This window comes from Bacillus sp. FSL R9-9834, assembly GCF_038006905.1.
Classification (GTDB): domain Bacteria; phylum Bacillota; class Bacilli; order Bacillales; family Bacillaceae_G; genus Bacillus_A; species Bacillus_A pacificus.
Genome location: NZ_JBBOWD010000001.1, coordinates 3,532,727 through 3,551,006, shown reverse-complemented (window position 1 = coordinate 3,551,006; position 18,280 = coordinate 3,532,727). Strand labels below are relative to the sequence as shown.

The window sequence follows — 18,280 nt, the reverse complement described above, 5'->3', positions numbered from 1 at the left end:
AATTATCATGGTGTATGTGAAATTCTGAAGAGACTTAGTATATATGTCTATCTAACAAGCACTATGTGATGAACTCTTTTATGTTAGGTGAAGTGAATTTTGCATATATATTCGTTATAAATTGTTTTTATAATATGATTCATATAGGTTTTTCCTGATAATATAATGCGGAATATTATAGTGTTATTATGTTATTAGGAACATTTAATGCTGTTTCATAACTGAAAGGGAATTGAAAAAAAACTGAAACTTTTCTCATAAAAATTCAATCTAACTTGAAAAATGAAAGGAAAATGAAATTTTCCAAAAGATATTCTTTGTTAAGATAAAAAGCATACATAAATAAAGTGTTGACATATCTTAAAAATGTATTTTCAAGATATAGTGGGGGAAAAGATGAGAATAGAAAAACAATTAATAAAAAAGATGTATTATGAAACATTTCTAATGGAGAATGTAACAAAATCACCTCTTGACGTACTTGGAGAAGCTTATGTAAACGAAGAAAAAAATGAGGTTTCTGATGGATCTTATATTCGTTTTGCACAAGGTGAATTTTATTATCGCCATCAAGATTTTGAAGCAGCTATTTTTAAATGGGAGAAGGTTAGTAATGAATTAGCACCGTGGGCACAAAAAAATATTGCGGATGCGTATTTCGAACTGAATCAATTATCAATTGCTGAAAATGTATACACTTCCATTACTACTGATAATAAAATATTGATGACTGAAATTAGATTACAATTACTTTCTCTTTACATAGAGCAAAATAATTTTGATTCAGCTTTCGCTGTTATTAAAGAAGCAGTTTCTTTAAATCCAGACTATCCGAATGTTACAAAAATTGCCCGTTCCTTTTATGAGGAACAACAAGATTTTGATAGTGCAGTAGAGCTTGCTGTGAATGAGTTGATTCGAACAGAATTTTATCCGTGGTTTGAGGTGTTAAAAGGATATATCGATAAAGGATTTACTAAACATATTTCACCAGATTATTTTTATGATGCATTAGTTACATTAAATAATGTAGATCAAGTACAATTTACGCAAATGGTTTCATCACTTTGGAACAGTTATAAAAATGAACAAAATTACTTATTGTGGCTTAACACAATAAATGAATTTTTCTTACATATTGAAATAGAGTCTTCCGATATATGGGACAAAATTTCTTCTCTTTACGAAGAAACATACTTTGCATTAATTCAAGGGAAATATACGCTTAGACAATTACACGATATCATTCCCAATCTTTTAACAAATTGGTTGAAAGTAGTTAATCCATCGTATGCTGTATTTCCATCAGCAGCTGTATTGGCATGGGATGAAATTTTTCCTACCCAAATAGATTCATCAAATATAAAACATGCGGAAAACCTACTGTCATATTCTATGAATCATGTGAATGCTTTAGAGTACAGTCTACATCTTTTTGAATCTATTACACAGTGGGCACAAAAGCAAAATATAGAAATAGGTCACCGATTTAGATGGTTAGTTGACGAACTTGCGGATTTAAGAACAAATCGTATTTTAGTAACGGGAACTTCAGGGAACGGAAAAACTACATTTATTAACTCTATATTAGGAGAAAATATAGTAGAAAAATCAATTTCAAATGTAGTAGTTTTAAAAAATGATGCTCATACAGAAATTAACGCCATAACAGACGCTGCAATTACAACAACGGAAGATATCTCTGATTACCATAATATGATGTCTCAGCACCATCAAACATATAGAGATAGAGCATGTGTCGAATTTAAATTACCATGCAGATTTTTAAGTGAAAATAAACTTACATTTGTAGTTACACCCGGCTTTAATAGGAATAACGACACTAGGGATGAGGTATTTGAATATCTAAATTCTGTAGATGAATTATTGTTTGTATTGAATGCAGATTCACCTTTTACTGATAAAGAGCGTGATATTCTATTAAACATTCAAGAGCATACACCAAATTTACAAGTGCATTTCTTATTAAATAAAATCGATAACATTTATAGTGAAGCAGAAGTAAAAAGAGTACTACATGATACGGCAACGAGAATAAACACATATTTCCCGCATGCGAGGATTTTCCCTTACTCTTCGTTATATACAAGTAATCAACAATTGAATGAATTAACAGAGTTTATTCATTTTAACTTTAATCATAAAAATATCGATGCAGAACGTACTGAAAAGCTATTATTTTTCATTCGAAAAACAATTACATATCTTTTGGATAAACGAGTTGAGAAAGAAAATAATCTAGTGGATGCTATTAATTGGAATGAAGATATGCTAGTGAAACTAAACGGTAGCATGAATAACCTTACTGCATTTGAGAGGGAAAAAATTCATTTCATTACACAGTCATATCGTACAATGAAAATGGAAATTACGAACGATCTTACTGAAAATATACCGAAGATATTACAGAGTTGTTCTGATTTAATGAGTGAAGACAGTGATTTCGGTCACATGGATACAGAACTAAATAAAGCAATGAACGAAAGAGTGCATAAATATTTAGAACAAACTGTATTACCTAATCTTGCTCTTTCTATGCAAAATTGGATTGCCACTTCTCATAATGAGCTCCTTCAAAGTCAATCGTACTTAGAAGAACTTAGTGAAGGACTTAATTCTTTATTTGGAGAAAATCGAATACAGTTAGAATGTGACTTTAAAGTGCTTGATGACTGGCGCAGAGATACTGACAGAATGACGACTAGAATACAAATGGATGAAGTAAATATTTTACGTCGATTTACGCCAGCACAATTTTTATTGAAAAGTGCCGGTAAATTATTTGGAGTTCTTCCGAAAAACAAAACTATGCTATATAACAAATACAAACAGTATGTAGAAAATGAAGATTATACCGAGGTAACTGATTCTATTATGAAGAAATTTTTCTTGCAATTTGAGCTATTCGAAAACACACAAGAGCGAGATATTCATATATTCTTTAGGAATCCATTTAACTCCTTGAAACAAGCTGTAGAGAATATACAATTAGAAATACAAGAAAAACAAGAGATGTTACATAAAATGAAATCAAACCCTGAAGTTTATCATGATTCCATCATGCTCTTTGAATTGAGATTACGTCAATGTGAAGTGATTTTACATATAGGTGATGATCATGCTTATACAGATGTAAGTTTAGAGACAAGCGTAGAATAAAAATGAAATATATGAAACTGCATCATGTATTATAGGAGAATAAAAGGGAGCAACTATAACGAGTTGCTCCCTTTTCATATTAAGATTATTTTTCAGTCTCTTTAATTTTAGTTTGTACTTCACCAGTTTTAATTTTATTACTTTCTGAGAAACGTAATAAATCGCCTTCAATAATTTTGTCAGACATTCGTAATTCATTTTGTGCACGTTTAATGAGTGCTTCTGCTTCTTCTTTTGGTAAGTCTACAATTTCACCTGTTATGCGGTCATAGAAAGTATTGTTTTTGTATGCATACTTGTCTGTAATGAAGCTACCATCACGTAAAACAACAAAACCGGCATATTCATCCGAAAACATATCATGGCCAAAACGAATATCGTTTGTAGTATCAATTCCTAATAAATTGAGAATAGTAGGTTTCATATCGATTTGTCCCGTAGGCTTTGAAATCGTTCGACCTTCTGTTTGTCCAGGGATATGAATATATAAAGGTGTGCGTTGTAAATTTAAAGTATCAAATTCTGTTATTTGATCTTTTTCTAAAAACTGTGCCATCGCGCGATTATGTTTTTCAGAAATGCCATAATGATCACCATATAAAACAATAATAGAATCATCATACATTCCCTCGGCTTTTAAACGCTCAATAAATTTTTTTATTGATTCGTCTAAGTAACGTGCTGTTACAATATAACGATCAAATACGCCATTACCAGAGTTATATGGTTCAATGAATTGTGTATCTTCATCATACGTAAATGGATAATGGTTCGTTAAAGTAAGAAAACGAGCGTAAAATGGTTGATCAACAGTTTTTAATATATCTACTGATTGATCAAAGTATTCGATATCTTTTAAGCCCCAATTTAAATTTGTTTTGGGCGTAATTTTGTAATCAAGTTCATTATAGTAACGATCATAACCGAGAGCAGAGTACATGATGTTACGATTCCAAAATGTGGCGTTATTCGCATGGAATACAGAAGTGAAATAACCTTGCTGACGTAGAATTTCTGGAGTCGCAGTATAATCATTATTACCATGTGTGAAGAATACAGCTCCTCGATTTAATGGATATAACGACGTATCGATTAGAAATTCAGAATCGGATGTTTTTCCTTGCCCAGTTTGGTGGAAAAAGTTATCAAAGTAATAGCTTTCATTTATGAATTCATTCAAAAATGGTGTAACTTCTTGTCCGTTAACTGTTGCTCCTATTAAAAAGGTTTGCAGGGATTCAAGAGTGACAACAATTACGTTTTTTCCTTTCGCTACACCAAACATATTAGGGTTCGGCTCACTTTGGTTTGCCTTCACGTAGTTTTCAGTTTCTTGTAATTTGCTACTATCAGCAAGTGCCTTTTGTGATCCTGCTTTTACTTGCAGTGTTAAATCATAAACTTGATGCGTGTATAGTCCTAAATTTTTAACAAGCATAACTCGGTCAAATGATCTTGTTAATAGTTCAGGTCGCTCTTTTTCTGCAAGATGTAGATTAGCAAAAAATACACCAATCGTTAAAAGAAAATATAACAAGCGTGCCGGATGAGTTACACGTCCTGTTTGGAAGACTATTGATTTTTTCTTCAATAAAATAAAGAAGAAAATAATGTCTACGAATGCGAGTATAATTTTGTAGTTCAATATTTCTATAATACTGCCGCCTAATTGGCCGAAGTTTGATGTTTGTCCAAGTACTGGTAACGTAACGAAATCGCTATAAAAATCATAGAACATTACATTTCCAACGAGTACGATTGTTAATACGAAGTTGATACATAGCGCGATATAATTTCTTTTTTCACCGGTTGCAAATAATGCTAATCCGACAAAAGCTAATGATGCAGCGAGCGGGCTAATAAACAAAATAAGCTCTTGTGTAGAAGATTCAATTTTTAAATCAAAACTGAATCTTGTAATAAGATATGTTTTTAACCATACTGCTAAAGCAATTATTAAAACAAAGCTTATATTTTGCATTTGTAAATTGATTTTATTTTTCATTTTTACTCCTTCTTTTGGTAATTTATTTAACTTGTGTTATATATTATATTTTTATAACTATTATAGTATACTGAACCATTTAGCTAATGGTTTCTAAAGGTAATAATATAAAGTATTCACATACGTACAATGAGGAAATTTAAAGCGTAAATCTATTTCTTAGAACAGAGCAGAAAAAGTCATAGTTGTAGTAAAAAATACTTATAGACATCCTAACATATTAAACACTATGATGATGTTACAAAATATCGAACAAATGAAAATGGAAATGAATAGAGGATTTTAAAACTGTTGACATTCAATTTGTGAGAATTGAATGTCAATGGCTATGTTAAATATGTATCTCATAAAACCCTGATTTTTTGTGGGGAAATAGTAAGCTATTACTATGGAAGTTAAAATATTTAATTGCAATCTGAATGAAGGGAATTAAATGTGAGATAAATATTTTCCAACATATAACCCACTTGCAGCAGCTTGAGATAATGAATGAGTGACGCCTGAACAATCCCCAACTAAAAATAGGCCATGTATACTCGTTTCAAAATGATTATTGAGTTTTATCCACAATTAAAACTTTTTTGTTACTTTTAACTAGTGAATAAGCCATAAAAATGCTACTTACTCCAGCGCCGATAATTGTAACATCATACATATTCTTTCACCTGCTAACGAATAGTTTGTTTTTTATTTTTCTAGTGTATAACAATTTTATGAAGGTAAGAAATAAATTTTATTAATAAAGGGGAGTTTTTGAACTTGATGCTTTTTTAATTTCTTAGAGTGATGAAGTAAATACAAGTGTCTTTATTTACAAGAAGAATTAGTTTTCAAAGACCACTATATCACATGATAAATAAATTCTTACATACAAAAAAACAGACCTTTTAAGTGAAGAGGTCTGTTAATGATTTTAAATGTTATTTAGCGAAGACGTGGTTACCAATTACTGCTACTGTTTGACGTGTCGTAATCCACTTGTCTGTTGATGTTTTCGGGTTATAGAAATAAAGCCAATCAGAATGTATTCCATTTGTGGAGATAGCCTCTTCTACAGCCATTTTTGCTTCTGCGCTTGCAGGCTGATTAATTCTTCCATCTGTAACAGGAGTAAATGCATATCCGTATTTAATAGGTTCATAAATAACGCCTGTTATTGTATTTGGAAAACCTTTTGCGTTTACACGGTTTAGTATAACTTTAGCTACTGCTACTTTTCCTTTATATGATTCGCCACCTGCTTCAGCGGTAACTAAGCGTGCCATTAAGTCTTTTTCTTTTTCTGAAATACTTGAGTTGATTTTTAAATGTTGTCCTGTATAAAGCTTGTTTTCGATTGTGTTGTTCATTTGTTTTATAGATTGAACGGTAACATTGTAACGCTTTGCTATCGTTTCTAATGAATCTCCCGGTTGTACCTGATAAATAATTTGTCCAGAAATGTTCGCAGGCTTGGCGTTTTGGCGAACAGTGATTTCATTTGAGTTGACGGAACCCGGGATATGTAACTGTTCGCCAATGAAAGTTTGATCGTTTCCTTTATTATTAGCCTGTTTAATGGATTGTATTGAAACGCCGTATTGTTTACTAATGCCCCAAAGTGTATCATTCTTTTTTACTGTATGAATGGTAGAAGCTTCAGCTGTACTGTGACTACATACGAATGTAATTGCAGCTGCAGATAAAGGGATTATATGTTTTATTTTTAATAATTTCATTGTAAATCCTCCTAGGAAAAATAAGGTAAAACGGTTAAGTAATGTAGCTTAAAATGTCTACATATAATATTTTAATGTAAGTATATTAGCACATATAAAATAAATAATCATTATAAGTTTCTTATTTATTTAGTGTAGAGTCCGAATATGAAATATTGCATATTAAAATACATTGAAGTTCCTTTAAATTTTTCTAATTTAGGATATGTGAATGATTTTTTAACTTTACTTCTATGTAATATTTCATATTTATGAAATGTTATTTATTTTTTACTCACCAGATTATATTATATTCAATAAGTTTGATATAAAACAGAAAAAGGAGGAATGATAATGAGCAGTAAGAAATTTATTTTGAAATTATTTATATGTAGTACGATATTTATCACATTTGTATTTGCTTTACATGATGAGCAAGTAGTTGCAACAAGCTCTGTTAATGAGTTTGAAAATTGGTCAAAGTGGATGCAACCTATACCTGATAATATCCCATTAGCACGAATTTCAATTCCAGGAACACATGATAGCGGGACGTTCAAATTACAAAATCCAATAAAGCAAGTATGGGGAATGACGCAAGAATATGATTTTCGTTACCAAATGGATCATGGAGCTCGTATTTTTGATATAAGAGGACGTTTAACAGATGATAATACGATAGTCCTTCATCATGGGCCATTGTATCTTTATGTAACACTGCATGAATTCATAAACGAAGCGAAACAATTTTTAAAAGATAACCCAAGCGAAACGATTATTATGTCTTTAAAAAAAGAGTATGAGGATATGAAAGGAGCAGAAAGTTCCTTTAGTAATACGTTTGAAAAAAGTTATTTTGTGGATCCTATCTTTTTAAAAACAGAAGGAAATATAAAATTGGGAGATGCTCGTGGGAAAATTGTACTACTAAAAAGATATGGTGGTAGTAATGAATCTGGAGGATATAATAATTTCTATTGGCCAGATAATGAGACGTTTACCACAACTGTAAATCAAAATGTACATGTAACAGTACAAGATAAATATAAAGTGAGTTATGATGAGAAAGTAAAATCTATTAAAGATACGATAAATGAAACGATGAACGATAGCGAGGATTTAAATCATCTATATATTAATTTTACAAGCTTGTCTTCTGGTGGTACAGCATGGAATAGTCCATATTACTATGGCTCTTATATAAATCCTGAAATTGCAAACTATATAAAACAAAAGAACCCTACAAGAGTAGGCTGGATTATTCAAGACTATATAAATGAAAAGTGGTCACCACTGCTGTATCAAGAAGTTATAAGAGCGAATAAGTCACTTATAAAAGAATAAAGATGATGAGGATAAGAAGCGATAAAATACGTCGCTTCTTATTGAAAATACAGTGTACCTTGTAAATGGAACAATTTTCGAGTTATCTCAATCGATGTTTCATTATGAAAAGACTAAACTTTTAAATCGAATTAATTTCAAATGAAAATTGGCATAAATAATCCTGGGAAAAAGCAACTGATCATAAGTGTTCAGTTGCTTTTTATTTTTAAAGTGGATGAGCAAAAAAATATAAAAGTGGTTGGTCCGTTTTTTGCAAACATCTATTATGATAAGAGAAGAAAGGTAGTATGTTATCAACGTTTTAAAGAGGAAGTTCTTAATAAAAATAGACTGGCCTTAGAGAGGTGAAAATACAATGAGCTTTGCGATTTCACTAGTCGTTATTATTGTAATTGTATCACTGTTTGGGACCGTGCTAGTTGCACGAAATGTAGAGGAGAATTACGGCAAGTCCACAAAGAGAAATGTGAAAAATTTATCTGCCATCTATATTGTCCTTCTTTTTGTTCTACTGCTAGGGGTAACATGGTATGCGGTAATAATTTGATAGTTTGTAACCGAACTGCAACGAGAGCATGAAGCTGGAATTTCAGAAGCTATCGAGTAATTAGAGACGGAGCTATTTTAATATATCCATTTTTGGATGAGAAAATGTGACTAATTAATACTATTTTTACGGTGAATACTGTTAGTAATAAATTGAGGATAGTTCGTTTTGAAAGGAGGCAACTATATGGAATGGAAACCAAATCGTGCAGATAAGACGCCTGTATATAAACAAATAGCGGGTTATATTGAAAGGGGTATTTCTTCAGGTGAGTTTCCTTCTGACAGTAAGTTACCTTCTGAGCGTATGTTAGCAAAAGAATTACAAGTGAATAGGAGTACGATAGTAGCTGCATATGAAGAATTAAAATCACTTGGAGTAGTAGAACGGCAAAAAGGAAGCGGAACGCGGGTGAATACAGATATATGGGGTGTTTCGCATAAACGAATACCAAACTGGGGTAGGTACGTCGAGGATGGGTCATTCTTACCTAATGTACCACTCGTTCAACAAATTCGAACGGAAACACAAAAAAACGACTTAATTAATTTAGCGAGTGGTGAATTGTCACCAGAATTAATTCCGAGTGATAGATTCCGAACGATTTTGTCGGAGAAAACATTTATGGAAAACCTCGGTTATGACCATCCACTTGGAAATGAAATGTTGAGAAAAACAATTGCAGCACATGTTCAGCAATATAAACAAATTGAAGCAGATTCGAATTCTATCCTTATTACATCTGGAGCACAACAGGCACTTAATCTTATCGTTCAATGCTTATTAAAACCTGGTGATGCGATTGCAATTGAGGACCCTTCGTATTGTTTTTCACTGCCGATATTTAAATCAGCTGGCTTAAAAATATTCCATTTACCTGTTGATCAGCATGGAATGAATCCAGATGACTTAATTGATTTGCATAAAAAGCATCGTATTCGTATGGTATTTTTAAATCCGGATTATCAAAATCCAACTGGAACCGTGCTTTCATTGGCAAGACGTAAAAAGATTTTAGAACTGTCTTCTGAATTTGGCATACCGATTGTAGAAGATGATCCGTATAGTTTAACTTCATTTAATGGTGAAGTGAATCCAACATTAAAATCAATGGATCAAAACGGGAATGTTCTTTATATAAGTTCACTATCAAAAATTGTTGCATCAGGATTACGTATTGGCTGGGTAATTGGCCCTACGCGTGTAATAGAGCGTTTAGCGGATGCGAAGCAGCAAGTTGATTTTGGCCATAGTGTATTTACACAGTGGGTGGCAAATCAATTTTTAGAATCAGAAGATTTTCATGCACATATTACAATGCTTCGTGGACAATTGAAAGAAAGAAGAGATGCGTTAATTAGAAAGCTTAAAGAAATATTAGGGGATCAGGTTGAATTTTTTGTTCCAGAGGGTGGAATACATTTATGGTGCAAAGTGCAAGGAACGTTTGATGAATATCATTTATTAGGCGAATCTATACGAAATGGTGTAGCGTTTGTTCCGGGAAGTGTTTTAGGTACTAAAAGTGAATATATTCGTTTTACTTTTGGGAGAGTGAATATAGAACAAATTCAACTTGGAATTGCACGGTTTGCTGATACGTTAAATGAGATTTCATAACATGGATGTGAGATAGTGAAAAGAGGAGAAGAAATGAAGTACGTGACACTTTTACTTCAAGTATGCGTGATATATATATTTAGCTTAGTTGGTCTATGACTTCTAGTTTTGTAGTTGTTGCAGGAATCACAGGTGCTATTATTGGACCAACAGTACTTAAGTTTTTCCGTATAACGAGTACAATTGGAAAAGGAGTGGGAATGGGCTGCTCATCACATATTATCGGGGTAAGTCGTCTTGTGAAGGAAGGCGAGAAAGAAGCGACGATCGGTTCGGTGACGATGATTGTAACCGGAATACTTATTAGTATAATTATACCGTATGGAACGAAATTTATATTTTAAAATGTAATGGAGATGATGAAAATGACAACATGGTTTATAGTTACATTATTTATTTTTGGTGCGATTAAAGTACTAGTTTCTAGTATGCCGACTTCTGTTGTAGAATCAATTATTAGTAGATTTGAATTGCATCAAAAACTTGAGGAAGAGAATACCACTATATTGATAGACGGAAAAAATATAGAGGGGGAAACGAAACTACAAGTTATTCATGAATTTAACGAAGCTCTATTTTTAGATAAACATTATTTTCCGCCGCACGGGGAAGGAACACCAATCGTTATTAACACGAAGAAAGGGAATAAAGAGGTTCGATTTTCTCTGTATAGTCATGAGGAACATGTTGATGTAATAAAGCAATATAAAAAGAAAATCGTTGCCTATCGTTTGCGTTCAAAACGCCTTCAAAATCCTACATCATTAGCAATAACTGAAGATTATGCTTAAAAAGAGATCGTTATAAAAACGGTCTCTTTATTAAAGCGGGTTATATAATTATTAAATTTTTATTCATATCGTAGTCCATTTGAAAGGGTATCAATAGCTTTCCAATCGTCAACAACAATTTGTTTATTATTTTTATGCATGATATTGTTAGCTATTAGTTTTTCAATGACTCGATTAAGATGACGGGTAGTTGTCCCGATTAATGAGGCGATTTCATGATGATCTTTAGTATGAATTTCGCGCCCAAATAAATTAGATGGATTTCGGGCTGTACATAAATAACTAGCAAAGCGTGTTTCCACAGAAGCTAGTAAATTGATACGTGAAGCTGTTGTGCAGGTTTGTAGTTTATAAGTGACGTGATGAATGAGTTCTTGAAGGAAGATTACATCTTGTAATAAGTAACTTGTTACATAATTTTTATCAATAAAAAGAAAATCCGTCTGTTGTTCGGAGGTTACATGAGATTGTATGTTTACGGACTGAATTAATTCAATATCTCCCATGATAGAAACGGCAGAACAAAATCTTAGTAATAATGCTTTACCTGTAATTACACTTGAAGTTATTTTTGTACGACCTGACATTTGAATATATAGGCCATCAATCATTTCGCCTTCGTGTAGTACAGTTTCTTTCGCTTCATATCTAAGGATCTTAAATGGATGATTGAATTGTTGGAATAGTTTTTTTATGTACTCGTTATTTAAGTAGCTTAATAATAAGGTATTATCTACAATATTTTGCATAATGTTTCTCCTTTTGGGACATCTGTCCTTTCTATTATAAAATAATTCATATACATTAAAAAGAAAGGAGTGATGTATATGAAATTTATTTTTGATATTGATGGTACTATTTGTTTTAAAGGGAACGCAGTAACGAAAGGGATAATTCACGCGCTAGACGTATGTCAAAGTAAAGGGCATGAGGTTATATTTGCATCAGCTAGACCGATTAGGGACTTATTACCGGTGCTACCAAATCATATGCATCATTATTCAATGATTGGTGGGAATGGGGCATTTATTGCAAAGGGAAAGGAGACTATTGAAGTTATAACTTTTGATCCAGGAACGGTAAGTGCTATACATTCAATAATAAAGAAACATAGCCTTTCATATTTGATAGATAGTCATTGGAATTATTCTTATACAGGAAGCGAGAATCATCCTATCTACAAAAACATAGATCCTAATCAATTGGCTAATAATGTACATATTGATGAAATTAAGGAAGTAGTGAAGGTGGTATTATTTCCTGACCATGTTCAAAAAGAATATATTATGAATATGTTAACAGAACTTCCTATACGTATTTATGAACATGATAATGAAGGGATTGTGGATATAAGCCCTGAGAATATTGATAAATGGGTAGGGTTACAACGATTGGGTATAAAAGAGAGAGAATTCGTAGTGTTTGGTAATGATTCGAACGATTTATCAATGTTTCTACACGCTAAGGAAAGCATTTGTGTTGGGAGTCATGAAGTATTATTGGGTCATGCATCCACATGTTTAAAAATAGATGAACAAAGTATTGTTAATAAAATAATTGAGTTATCCGAATTATATGCGTAATAAATATATGAAACATAATAAAAAAGAGTACGAAAAGGTTTGCTAGCCTTTTAGTACTCTTTTTTATTAATTATGAAATAATATACTTTCCAGATAAAAGAAAAGAAAATCATATAGCCAAATAAAGAATATGTATGATTCCAATCCAAACTATGAATAAAGAAACCGAATCTTTCAGAAATCTGTTCAAAAATGCTAGCACAAATACCTATTGAAATAATAAATAGAATTCTAGAAACTGTAGATAATGTTTTTGAAATTTGTATGAAAATCGTTGTTAAAATCGGTAGTACAAATAAAGTAAAGCCAATGTTAATTGAAAATATGGATGAGAAAGGTCTAACCGGAAAGGAATACATTTGTTTCGCAACAAAGAAAGCATCTAAGCAAGTTCCGATAATAGAAGAGAATAAGATTGTAATAACTAATGCGAAAAGGTTATTCTTCTTCTCGAAGGAGGACGTTTTTCTTTGCAAGAATTGCCAACTCAATTTTTTCGAGTGTTTTACAGTAGTCTTCTGTAATTTGTCCATGTATCCTTTCCTCCTTATCGGTTAAATAATGTATGACTTGCCAGTTGTTAAACCAATCTTCATGTTCTGTTTCTTCATGTTTCATATTTTTCCATACATACATAAGTGCAGGGCTATATATACGGTGGGCATCACTTTTTAATTGGCATTTCTTTATTCTTCGTTTATAAAACTCTCTTGAAAAGGATTCATTCACACTTGAAAATAAATGTGGCCAATAATCTTTTCGTGATCCAGTATGTGGATGAGTGTCAGCCCATTGTAGTATACGAGCTAAAACGTGTTCATCATGAAACAATAATGTATATAATCGTTTTCCGAGCAAAATTCGTTCGTGTAAGGAAGTGAAATGTTTCATTGTATCACCAATTAATATTGTTTTTTGTACAGTATTTTCTTCAGAGAAAGGGAAGAGAATATGATTAAATTGAAAGAAATCAAAAAGTTTAAATCCAATACTATTTAGTACATTTTTTTTGAAGTATTTATTTTGAATCACTCTTTTTTCTAAGTAGTTTTGTTCATTAATAATAGTCGCAATCGTTAATATTTGTTTGTTTCCAGTTTTCCAAAAAAAGTTCCACATCGTTTCCATAAATGTTGACACATTGAGGTGAGGGAGGAGATGAAAAAGATTTTTGTTTTTTTTAACACTCTGTTCATATAATAAAAATTGTGGATACACATCTTGAAAGATAAGCCAATTACCCCGTTCTAAAAAAGAAAAGAAAGTAAATTGATCGTTATCAGATAACAATTTCGTATATAAATCCCCCTTTAAATCGGTCATATTCCAACCGCCGTTCCGCGATACCATATGCCCAAGTAATGCCCAATGTATTTCAGGATATCTTTTGTAAAATTGATAGTAAGCACGAGTTCTTGTAACATTATTTTGATTCAATAATTTTGTTCTTTCTTTAATTGTATGTATGAATACTTTTTCTTCGTTCGAAAGGGGAGCAAGGAAGTTATTTACGTTGATGCATTTTTGTTTTAGCTCGTTTTTTATTGAGAAGAGGGATAGAGGAATGTTTTTGGAAAGTTTATGATTTGGATTGTCGTGGTGCATGTAATTCCCTCCTATTCAAGTCTGTTATCATAAATATATTAGTAACTACTTACATAAATGATATGTGAAGGAAATGAAAAGTTGCAAAGTACAAAAAAGGAAAGATGAGTCCGTCTCTTCTTTCCTTTTCTTGTATGTATTTACGTTACAGAGAATGAACACCTTTTTTGAGAAGAGTAGAAAATGAATCAGCATGAATAGGCTTGCTGTAGTAGTAACCTTGAATAAATTGACAATTATTTTTTTGAAGGAAACGCACGTGTTCTTTCGTTTCTACACCTTCAGCGATAACTGACATTCCTAATGTATTTGCTAATGTGATGATCGTTTTAATAATTTCCATTCCATCGTCACATGTTTCAGACATTGTAATAAATTCTCTCGGGATTTTTAACGTATCGATTGGATATAAAGGTAAATAAGCTAGCGAAGAATAACCTGTACCAAAGTCGTCAATTGAAATGTGAACGCCTAAACTCTTTAGTGTACGCAGTTTTATTAATGTTTCTCGCTCATCCATCATTGCAATTCGTTCTGTTAATTCAAGATCAAGAGAACTTGCTGGTAAACCTGTATTTGTTAATGTAGCAGAAATAGACTTTACAAAATCTTCTTGTTCAAATTCTTTAGCAGATAAATTTACGCCTATTTTTAAATGAGAATATCCGAGTGTATGCCAACGTTTCATTTGTTGACATGCTTGTTGTAATGTCCATTTTCCTATTGGAATGATTTGTAGTGTTTCTTCTGCAATCGGAATAAACTCGTATGGAGAAATAATACCTAATTCAGGATGATTCCACCTGATTAAAGCTTCAGCACCGATAATGTCGTTAGATTCGCTATCAACTTGAGGTTGATATAAAAGGAACAATTCTTCATTTTGAATTGCATTTGGTAAATCTTTTTCTAATCGTAATCGTCTTTCAATTTTGTTTGCAATTACGTCATCATAAATAGAGACAGAATTAAGTTCTTTTGCTTTCGCATCATACATTGCAACATTAGCGTTTTTCAGAAGTGTAGCGGTATCGATTCCGGAATATGGATAAATAGCGATGCCAATACTTAGTGATAAACTTAATGTATGTTCATGTATGACAAACGATTTTTCCATGCATTCAAATAACTGGTTGCATAACTCGAATAAAGAATCTTCATCAGTATAGTTTTCAATTAAGACTGTAAACTCATCACCACCGATTCTTGACAGATGAGTATGTGATGGAAGACAGGATTGGAATCGCTTCGCTACTTCTTCTAATATGTAATCCCCTGCCGAATGTCCAAGTGTATCGTTAATTGCTTTAAAGCGATCTAAGTCCAAATATAATAATGCAAACTCGCTTTCTGTCGTTTTAGCATTTTTTATAATTCTTTTTAATTTCTTATGGAAAAAGGCACGGTTCCCAATTTTCGTTACAGTATCATGGAATGCTAAATATTTTATTTCTTCTTGTTGTTTTTTGAATACAGTAATATCCTTTACCATAATATAGCTTCCTAAAATTTGTCCATCTACCATGATAGGGACGATGGTAACGTATAAAAAATAAGTAAAGCCATTATTGTATTGAGAACGTAGTTGTAAAGAAGTAGGCTCCTGCTCTTTTACTTTTTCTAATGCGGATGATAATTTGTGTTTATCTTCGCTTAAGATAATAGAAAGACAAGGCTTGCCAAGCAATTCACTTGTAGAGACTCCAAGTAGCATACCTCCTGCTTTGTTCGCATTTAAGAAAATGCCATTTAAATCAATAGTAAAAATAGGATCGGGATGATATTCATATAATGATTCGAATTTTTGTTGTTTCTGAGATAAAGCTTCTGATTTTTGAACTAAGTCAGAAGTTCGTACAGCAACTTTTTCTTCTAATTGTGCATTAAAGAGTTGCAAACGTTCTGTTAAACTCTTGTTTTGCATACCTCCAATAGAATGGCGAATGAGTACGAAAACAAAAGTGATACAGTTTCCCGTAATAAGAATGGAAGAAGATGTTTGTTCTTTAAGGGTAAAGCCAATTAGAAATGTAACAGCAAGATATGGAAACGCGACTAAAACTTTTTTTCCTAGTATAGGGTTTACAATGAAATAGCTTGTATTATTCGTAAGACCGTTTGGAATAGAAGCAGCTATTGCAACAAGTAATAGTGGTATTCTATATAAAAGTCGTAATAATGCTACAGTGTCATGCGATAAATGAGTATTTAAATAAAAATAAATATAATTAAAAGCTGCAGAACTTATTAATACAAAAATAAAAATATATATTTTCCATTTCGACTTAAAAGCAGTTGGGCGAAAAATGAGACTAGCACCTAGTAGTAAAAAGAGTAGGTCTGCAATTGGATATAAAAATGAAAGGAAAATTTCCCCTATTGGTAGAGAGAAAATACTTAAATCTGGTTGATTAAATAAATACCATTCTAATGTGAGTATGGAAGCGAGTACTATACATATATCGCAAATAAAGAAAGCTTTTTCCCACTTATTACATTCCTTTAAAATCTTATAGCAAAAAGCGATAAGGAAGAAGAATAGAAATAGCATGTAAAATATATCTGAAAAAGTAAAGTGATGTACTGGGAATTGGAAAAATTCATGTTGAAACGTATATATTATTTTTCCTAATAAAAAACTGCCCATTGCGAAAGTAATACATAACCAAAAGAAATCAGTACAAACTTTTTTGGAATATAGAGAGTAAATTAATGATATGAATGCGATGCCTTCAACGATGAGAGAAGAGAAGCGTACATTGAAATCAGAAAAATGCACAGGGAACAAAAAGAAATATGTAAGACAATAGCTGGAATAGCAAAGTGTGGTTATTGTTAATATACGTAATTGTAAATTTTTATTTAACTGCAATAGAATCACCTTCTTAAAGTATACACTGTATTCATAATATCCATACGTAAGAATATTACTTGCAAATTGTATCAGATTTATTAGGAAAAATCATGCTTCTGAGTAAAGTAACGAAGAATGTAATGAATTTGTAATTGGGAAAATATCACAAAATAGTTTGATGAAAATTGAATGGAAGCTGTATATTAAATCATTTTTAAAATTGTAATGTTTTTTAGTGCTTTGCAAGTAAATATGCAAAATTGCATAAATATTACTTTCTATTTTATCCCATTTTAATGGGCAGTAAGACTCCCACCTCAAAATTCAGCGAAAGCAAAGAAGTTAGGTGGGGGTCGGGCTGCCCATAAAAGTCCGATTGGTGAGGGCTGATAATCAGTGGGGGATGAAGAAAATCCCCTCACTGATTAAAGTTTCACTTTATGGAAAATGTTTTTGTTATAAAGTATAAACTAAACTTTTGTATGCATCTATTCTCATACGAATGAGGGATTTCAAAAAGATGTTACGTATATACAATAGTACGTAAGCGTATATAAAACATTTAGTATGGGAGGAAAAGTATGAAGAATTGGGTGAAGTTTCGAATAGCACGTCCAACTGATCAGTTTGAAAAGGTGATAGAATTCTATGAAAAAGGATTGGGCTTAAAACGTATAGGTGAATTCTATAATCATGAAGGCTATGATGGGGTCATGTTTGGACTCCCAGGTGAAGAGTATCATTTAGAATTTACAAGACATATAGATGGGAGCCCATGTCCAGCTCCGACAAAAGATAATTTACTCGTATTTTATATGCATGAAGATAGTGAAATGAAAAAGGTGAGTAAAAGGTTGCATGCATTGGGATATGATGAAGTCGAACCAGAGAACCCATATTGGAAAGATAAGGGGATAACGATAGAGGATCCAGATGGCTGGAGAATTGTGTTGATGAAATTAGAAGAATAATGTGTAATTATGCTTGAAGTTCAAGTAGGAGGAAATACGTAAGAGAGCTTTCTTTTGAGGAGATACACTCATGGAAGGCT

The 18,280-nt window shown here is 32.0% G+C and carries 14 protein-coding genes and 3 pseudogenes; 9 read left to right on the top strand and 8 right to left on the bottom strand.

Features of this window, described 5'->3' with window-relative positions:
• Nucleotides 1-366: 366 nt before the first annotated feature.
• Complete coding sequence (locus MKY00_RS18360; RefSeq protein WP_141114903.1) at nt 367-3,180, top strand: dynamin family protein; 2,814 nt, start codon at nt 367-369, stop codon at nt 3,178-3,180.
• Between the two features lie 85 nt (nt 3,181-3,265).
• Here the strand turns inward: MKY00_RS18360 and MKY00_RS18355 are convergent, their stop codons facing one another.
• From MKY00_RS18355 to MKY00_RS18345, 4 genes and pseudogenes are all read right to left on the bottom strand, one after another.
• On the bottom strand, nt 3,266-5,185 hold the full coding sequence (locus MKY00_RS18355) for an LTA synthase family protein (RefSeq protein WP_016718291.1): 1,920 nt from the start codon (nt 5,183-5,185) through the stop codon (nt 3,266-3,268).
• Nucleotides 5,186-5,614: 429 nt separating this feature from the next.
• Nucleotides 5,615-5,749: pseudogene (locus MKY00_RS18350) on the bottom strand (NAD(FAD)-utilizing dehydrogenase); the annotation flags it as partial.
• On the bottom strand, nt 5,736-5,795 hold the full coding sequence (locus MKY00_RS30225) for a hypothetical protein (protein WP_392387545.1): 60 nt from the start codon (nt 5,793-5,795) through the stop codon (nt 5,736-5,738). The pseudogene MKY00_RS18350 and the gene MKY00_RS30225, both read right to left, overlap by 14 nt.
• 310 nt (nt 5,796-6,105) lie before the next feature.
• Nucleotides 6,106-6,903, bottom strand: a complete 798-nt coding sequence (locus tag MKY00_RS18345) for a cell wall hydrolase (RefSeq protein WP_016718289.1) — start codon at nt 6,901-6,903, stop codon at nt 6,106-6,108.
• A 333-nt stretch (nt 6,904-7,236) separates the two neighbouring features.
• On the opposite strand from MKY00_RS18345, the gene plcA reads away from it, so the two are divergent.
• The 6 genes and pseudogenes from plcA (at nt 7,237) to MKY00_RS18310 (ending at nt 11,187) form a co-directional block, all read left to right on the top strand.
• The gene (gene plcA / locus MKY00_RS18340; RefSeq protein WP_016718288.1) at nt 7,237-8,226 is read left to right on the top strand and encodes a phosphatidylinositol diacylglycerol-lyase; all 990 of its coding nucleotides are present in this window, start codon (nt 7,237-7,239) and stop codon (nt 8,224-8,226) included.
• Between the two features lie 31 nt (nt 8,227-8,257).
• Nucleotides 8,258-8,371, top strand: a pseudogene (locus tag MKY00_RS18335) (GntR family transcriptional regulator); the annotation flags it as partial.
• A gap of 213 nt (nt 8,372-8,584) precedes the next feature.
• A complete protein-coding gene (locus MKY00_RS18330) occupies nt 8,585-8,776 on the top strand; it encodes a hypothetical protein (RefSeq protein ID WP_000006463.1) in 192 nt (63 codons plus the stop codon).
• A gap of 186 nt (nt 8,777-8,962) precedes the next feature.
• Nucleotides 8,963-10,396, top strand: coding sequence for a MocR-like pyridoxine biosynthesis transcription factor PdxR (pdxR, locus tag MKY00_RS18325; RefSeq protein WP_000454988.1), 1,434 nt, complete (start codon nt 8,963-8,965; stop codon nt 10,394-10,396).
• A 92-nt stretch (nt 10,397-10,488) separates the two neighbouring features.
• Nucleotides 10,489-10,740 (top strand): annotated as a pseudogene (locus MKY00_RS18315) (LrgB family protein); the annotation flags it as partial.
• 21 nt (nt 10,741-10,761) lie between these two features.
• The gene (locus MKY00_RS18310) at nt 10,762-11,187 is read left to right on the top strand and encodes a YfmQ family protein (RefSeq protein WP_000214612.1); all 426 of its coding nucleotides are present in this window, start codon (nt 10,762-10,764) and stop codon (nt 11,185-11,187) included.
• 59 nt (nt 11,188-11,246) lie between these two features.
• Here MKY00_RS18310 and MKY00_RS18305 read toward each other — a convergent pair whose 3' ends face one another.
• Entirely contained in the window at nt 11,247-11,936 is a 690-nt protein-coding gene (locus tag MKY00_RS18305) for a Crp/Fnr family transcriptional regulator (RefSeq protein WP_001179788.1), read from the bottom strand.
• 78 nt (nt 11,937-12,014) lie between these two features.
• Between MKY00_RS18305 and MKY00_RS18300 the strand changes: the two genes are divergently transcribed.
• Nucleotides 12,015-12,770 carry an HAD-IIB family hydrolase gene (locus tag MKY00_RS18300; protein WP_000668601.1) on the top strand — a complete coding sequence of 252 codons (756 nt, stop codon included), beginning with the start codon at nt 12,015-12,017 and terminating at the stop codon, nt 12,768-12,770.
• A gap of 50 nt (nt 12,771-12,820) precedes the next feature.
• On the opposite strand, the gene MKY00_RS18295 is transcribed toward MKY00_RS18300, so the two are convergent.
• From MKY00_RS18295 to MKY00_RS18285, 3 genes are all read right to left on the bottom strand, one after another.
• Entirely contained in the window at nt 12,821-13,246 is a 426-nt protein-coding gene (locus tag MKY00_RS18295; protein ID WP_016718287.1) for a CBO0543 family protein, read from the bottom strand.
• Nucleotides 13,209-14,375 carry a DUF2515 domain-containing protein gene (locus tag MKY00_RS18290; protein WP_016718286.1) on the bottom strand — a complete coding sequence of 389 codons (1,167 nt, stop codon included), beginning with the start codon at nt 14,373-14,375 and terminating at the stop codon, nt 13,209-13,211. Before MKY00_RS18290 ends, MKY00_RS18295 begins: the two co-directional genes overlap by 38 nt.
• 145 nt (nt 14,376-14,520) lie before the next feature.
• A complete protein-coding gene (locus MKY00_RS18285; protein WP_016718285.1) occupies nt 14,521-17,247 on the bottom strand; it encodes a sensor domain-containing protein in 2,727 nt (908 codons plus the stop codon).
• A 563-nt stretch (nt 17,248-17,810) separates the two neighbouring features.
• On the opposite strand from MKY00_RS18285, the gene MKY00_RS18280 reads away from it, so the two are divergent.
• Nucleotides 17,811-18,200 carry a VOC family protein gene (locus MKY00_RS18280; protein ID WP_016718284.1) on the top strand — a complete coding sequence of 130 codons (390 nt, stop codon included), beginning with the start codon at nt 17,811-17,813 and terminating at the stop codon, nt 18,198-18,200.
• Nucleotides 18,201-18,280: the final 80 nt, after the last annotated feature.

Coding starts and splice junctions, on each gene's coding strand:
- MKY00_RS18305 (WP_001179788.1), bottom strand. CDS start 11,936: ATGCAAAATATTGTAGATAATACCTTATTATTAAGCTACTTAAATAAC.
- MKY00_RS18290 (WP_016718286.1), bottom strand. CDS start 14,375: ATGCACCACGACAATCCAAATCATAAACTTTCCAAAAACATTCCTCTA.
- MKY00_RS18355 (WP_016718291.1), bottom strand. CDS start 5,185: ATGAAAAATAAAATCAATTTACAAATGCAAAATATAAGCTTTGTTTTA.
- MKY00_RS18330 (WP_000006463.1), top strand. CDS start 8,585: ATGAGCTTTGCGATTTCACTAGTCGTTATTATTGTAATTGTATCACTG.
- MKY00_RS18345 (WP_016718289.1), bottom strand. CDS start 6,903: ATGAAATTATTAAAAATAAAACATATAATCCCTTTATCTGCAGCTGCA.
- plcA (WP_016718288.1), top strand. CDS start 7,237: ATGAGCAGTAAGAAATTTATTTTGAAATTATTTATATGTAGTACGATA.
- MKY00_RS18300 (WP_000668601.1), top strand. CDS start 12,015: ATGAAATTTATTTTTGATATTGATGGTACTATTTGTTTTAAAGGGAAC.
- MKY00_RS18360 (WP_141114903.1), top strand. CDS start 367: ATGTATTTTCAAGATATAGTGGGGGAAAAGATGAGAATAGAAAAACAA.
- pdxR (WP_000454988.1), top strand. CDS start 8,963: ATGGAATGGAAACCAAATCGTGCAGATAAGACGCCTGTATATAAACAA.
- MKY00_RS18280 (WP_016718284.1), top strand. CDS start 17,811: ATGAAGAATTGGGTGAAGTTTCGAATAGCACGTCCAACTGATCAGTTT.
- MKY00_RS18310 (WP_000214612.1), top strand. CDS start 10,762: ATGACAACATGGTTTATAGTTACATTATTTATTTTTGGTGCGATTAAA.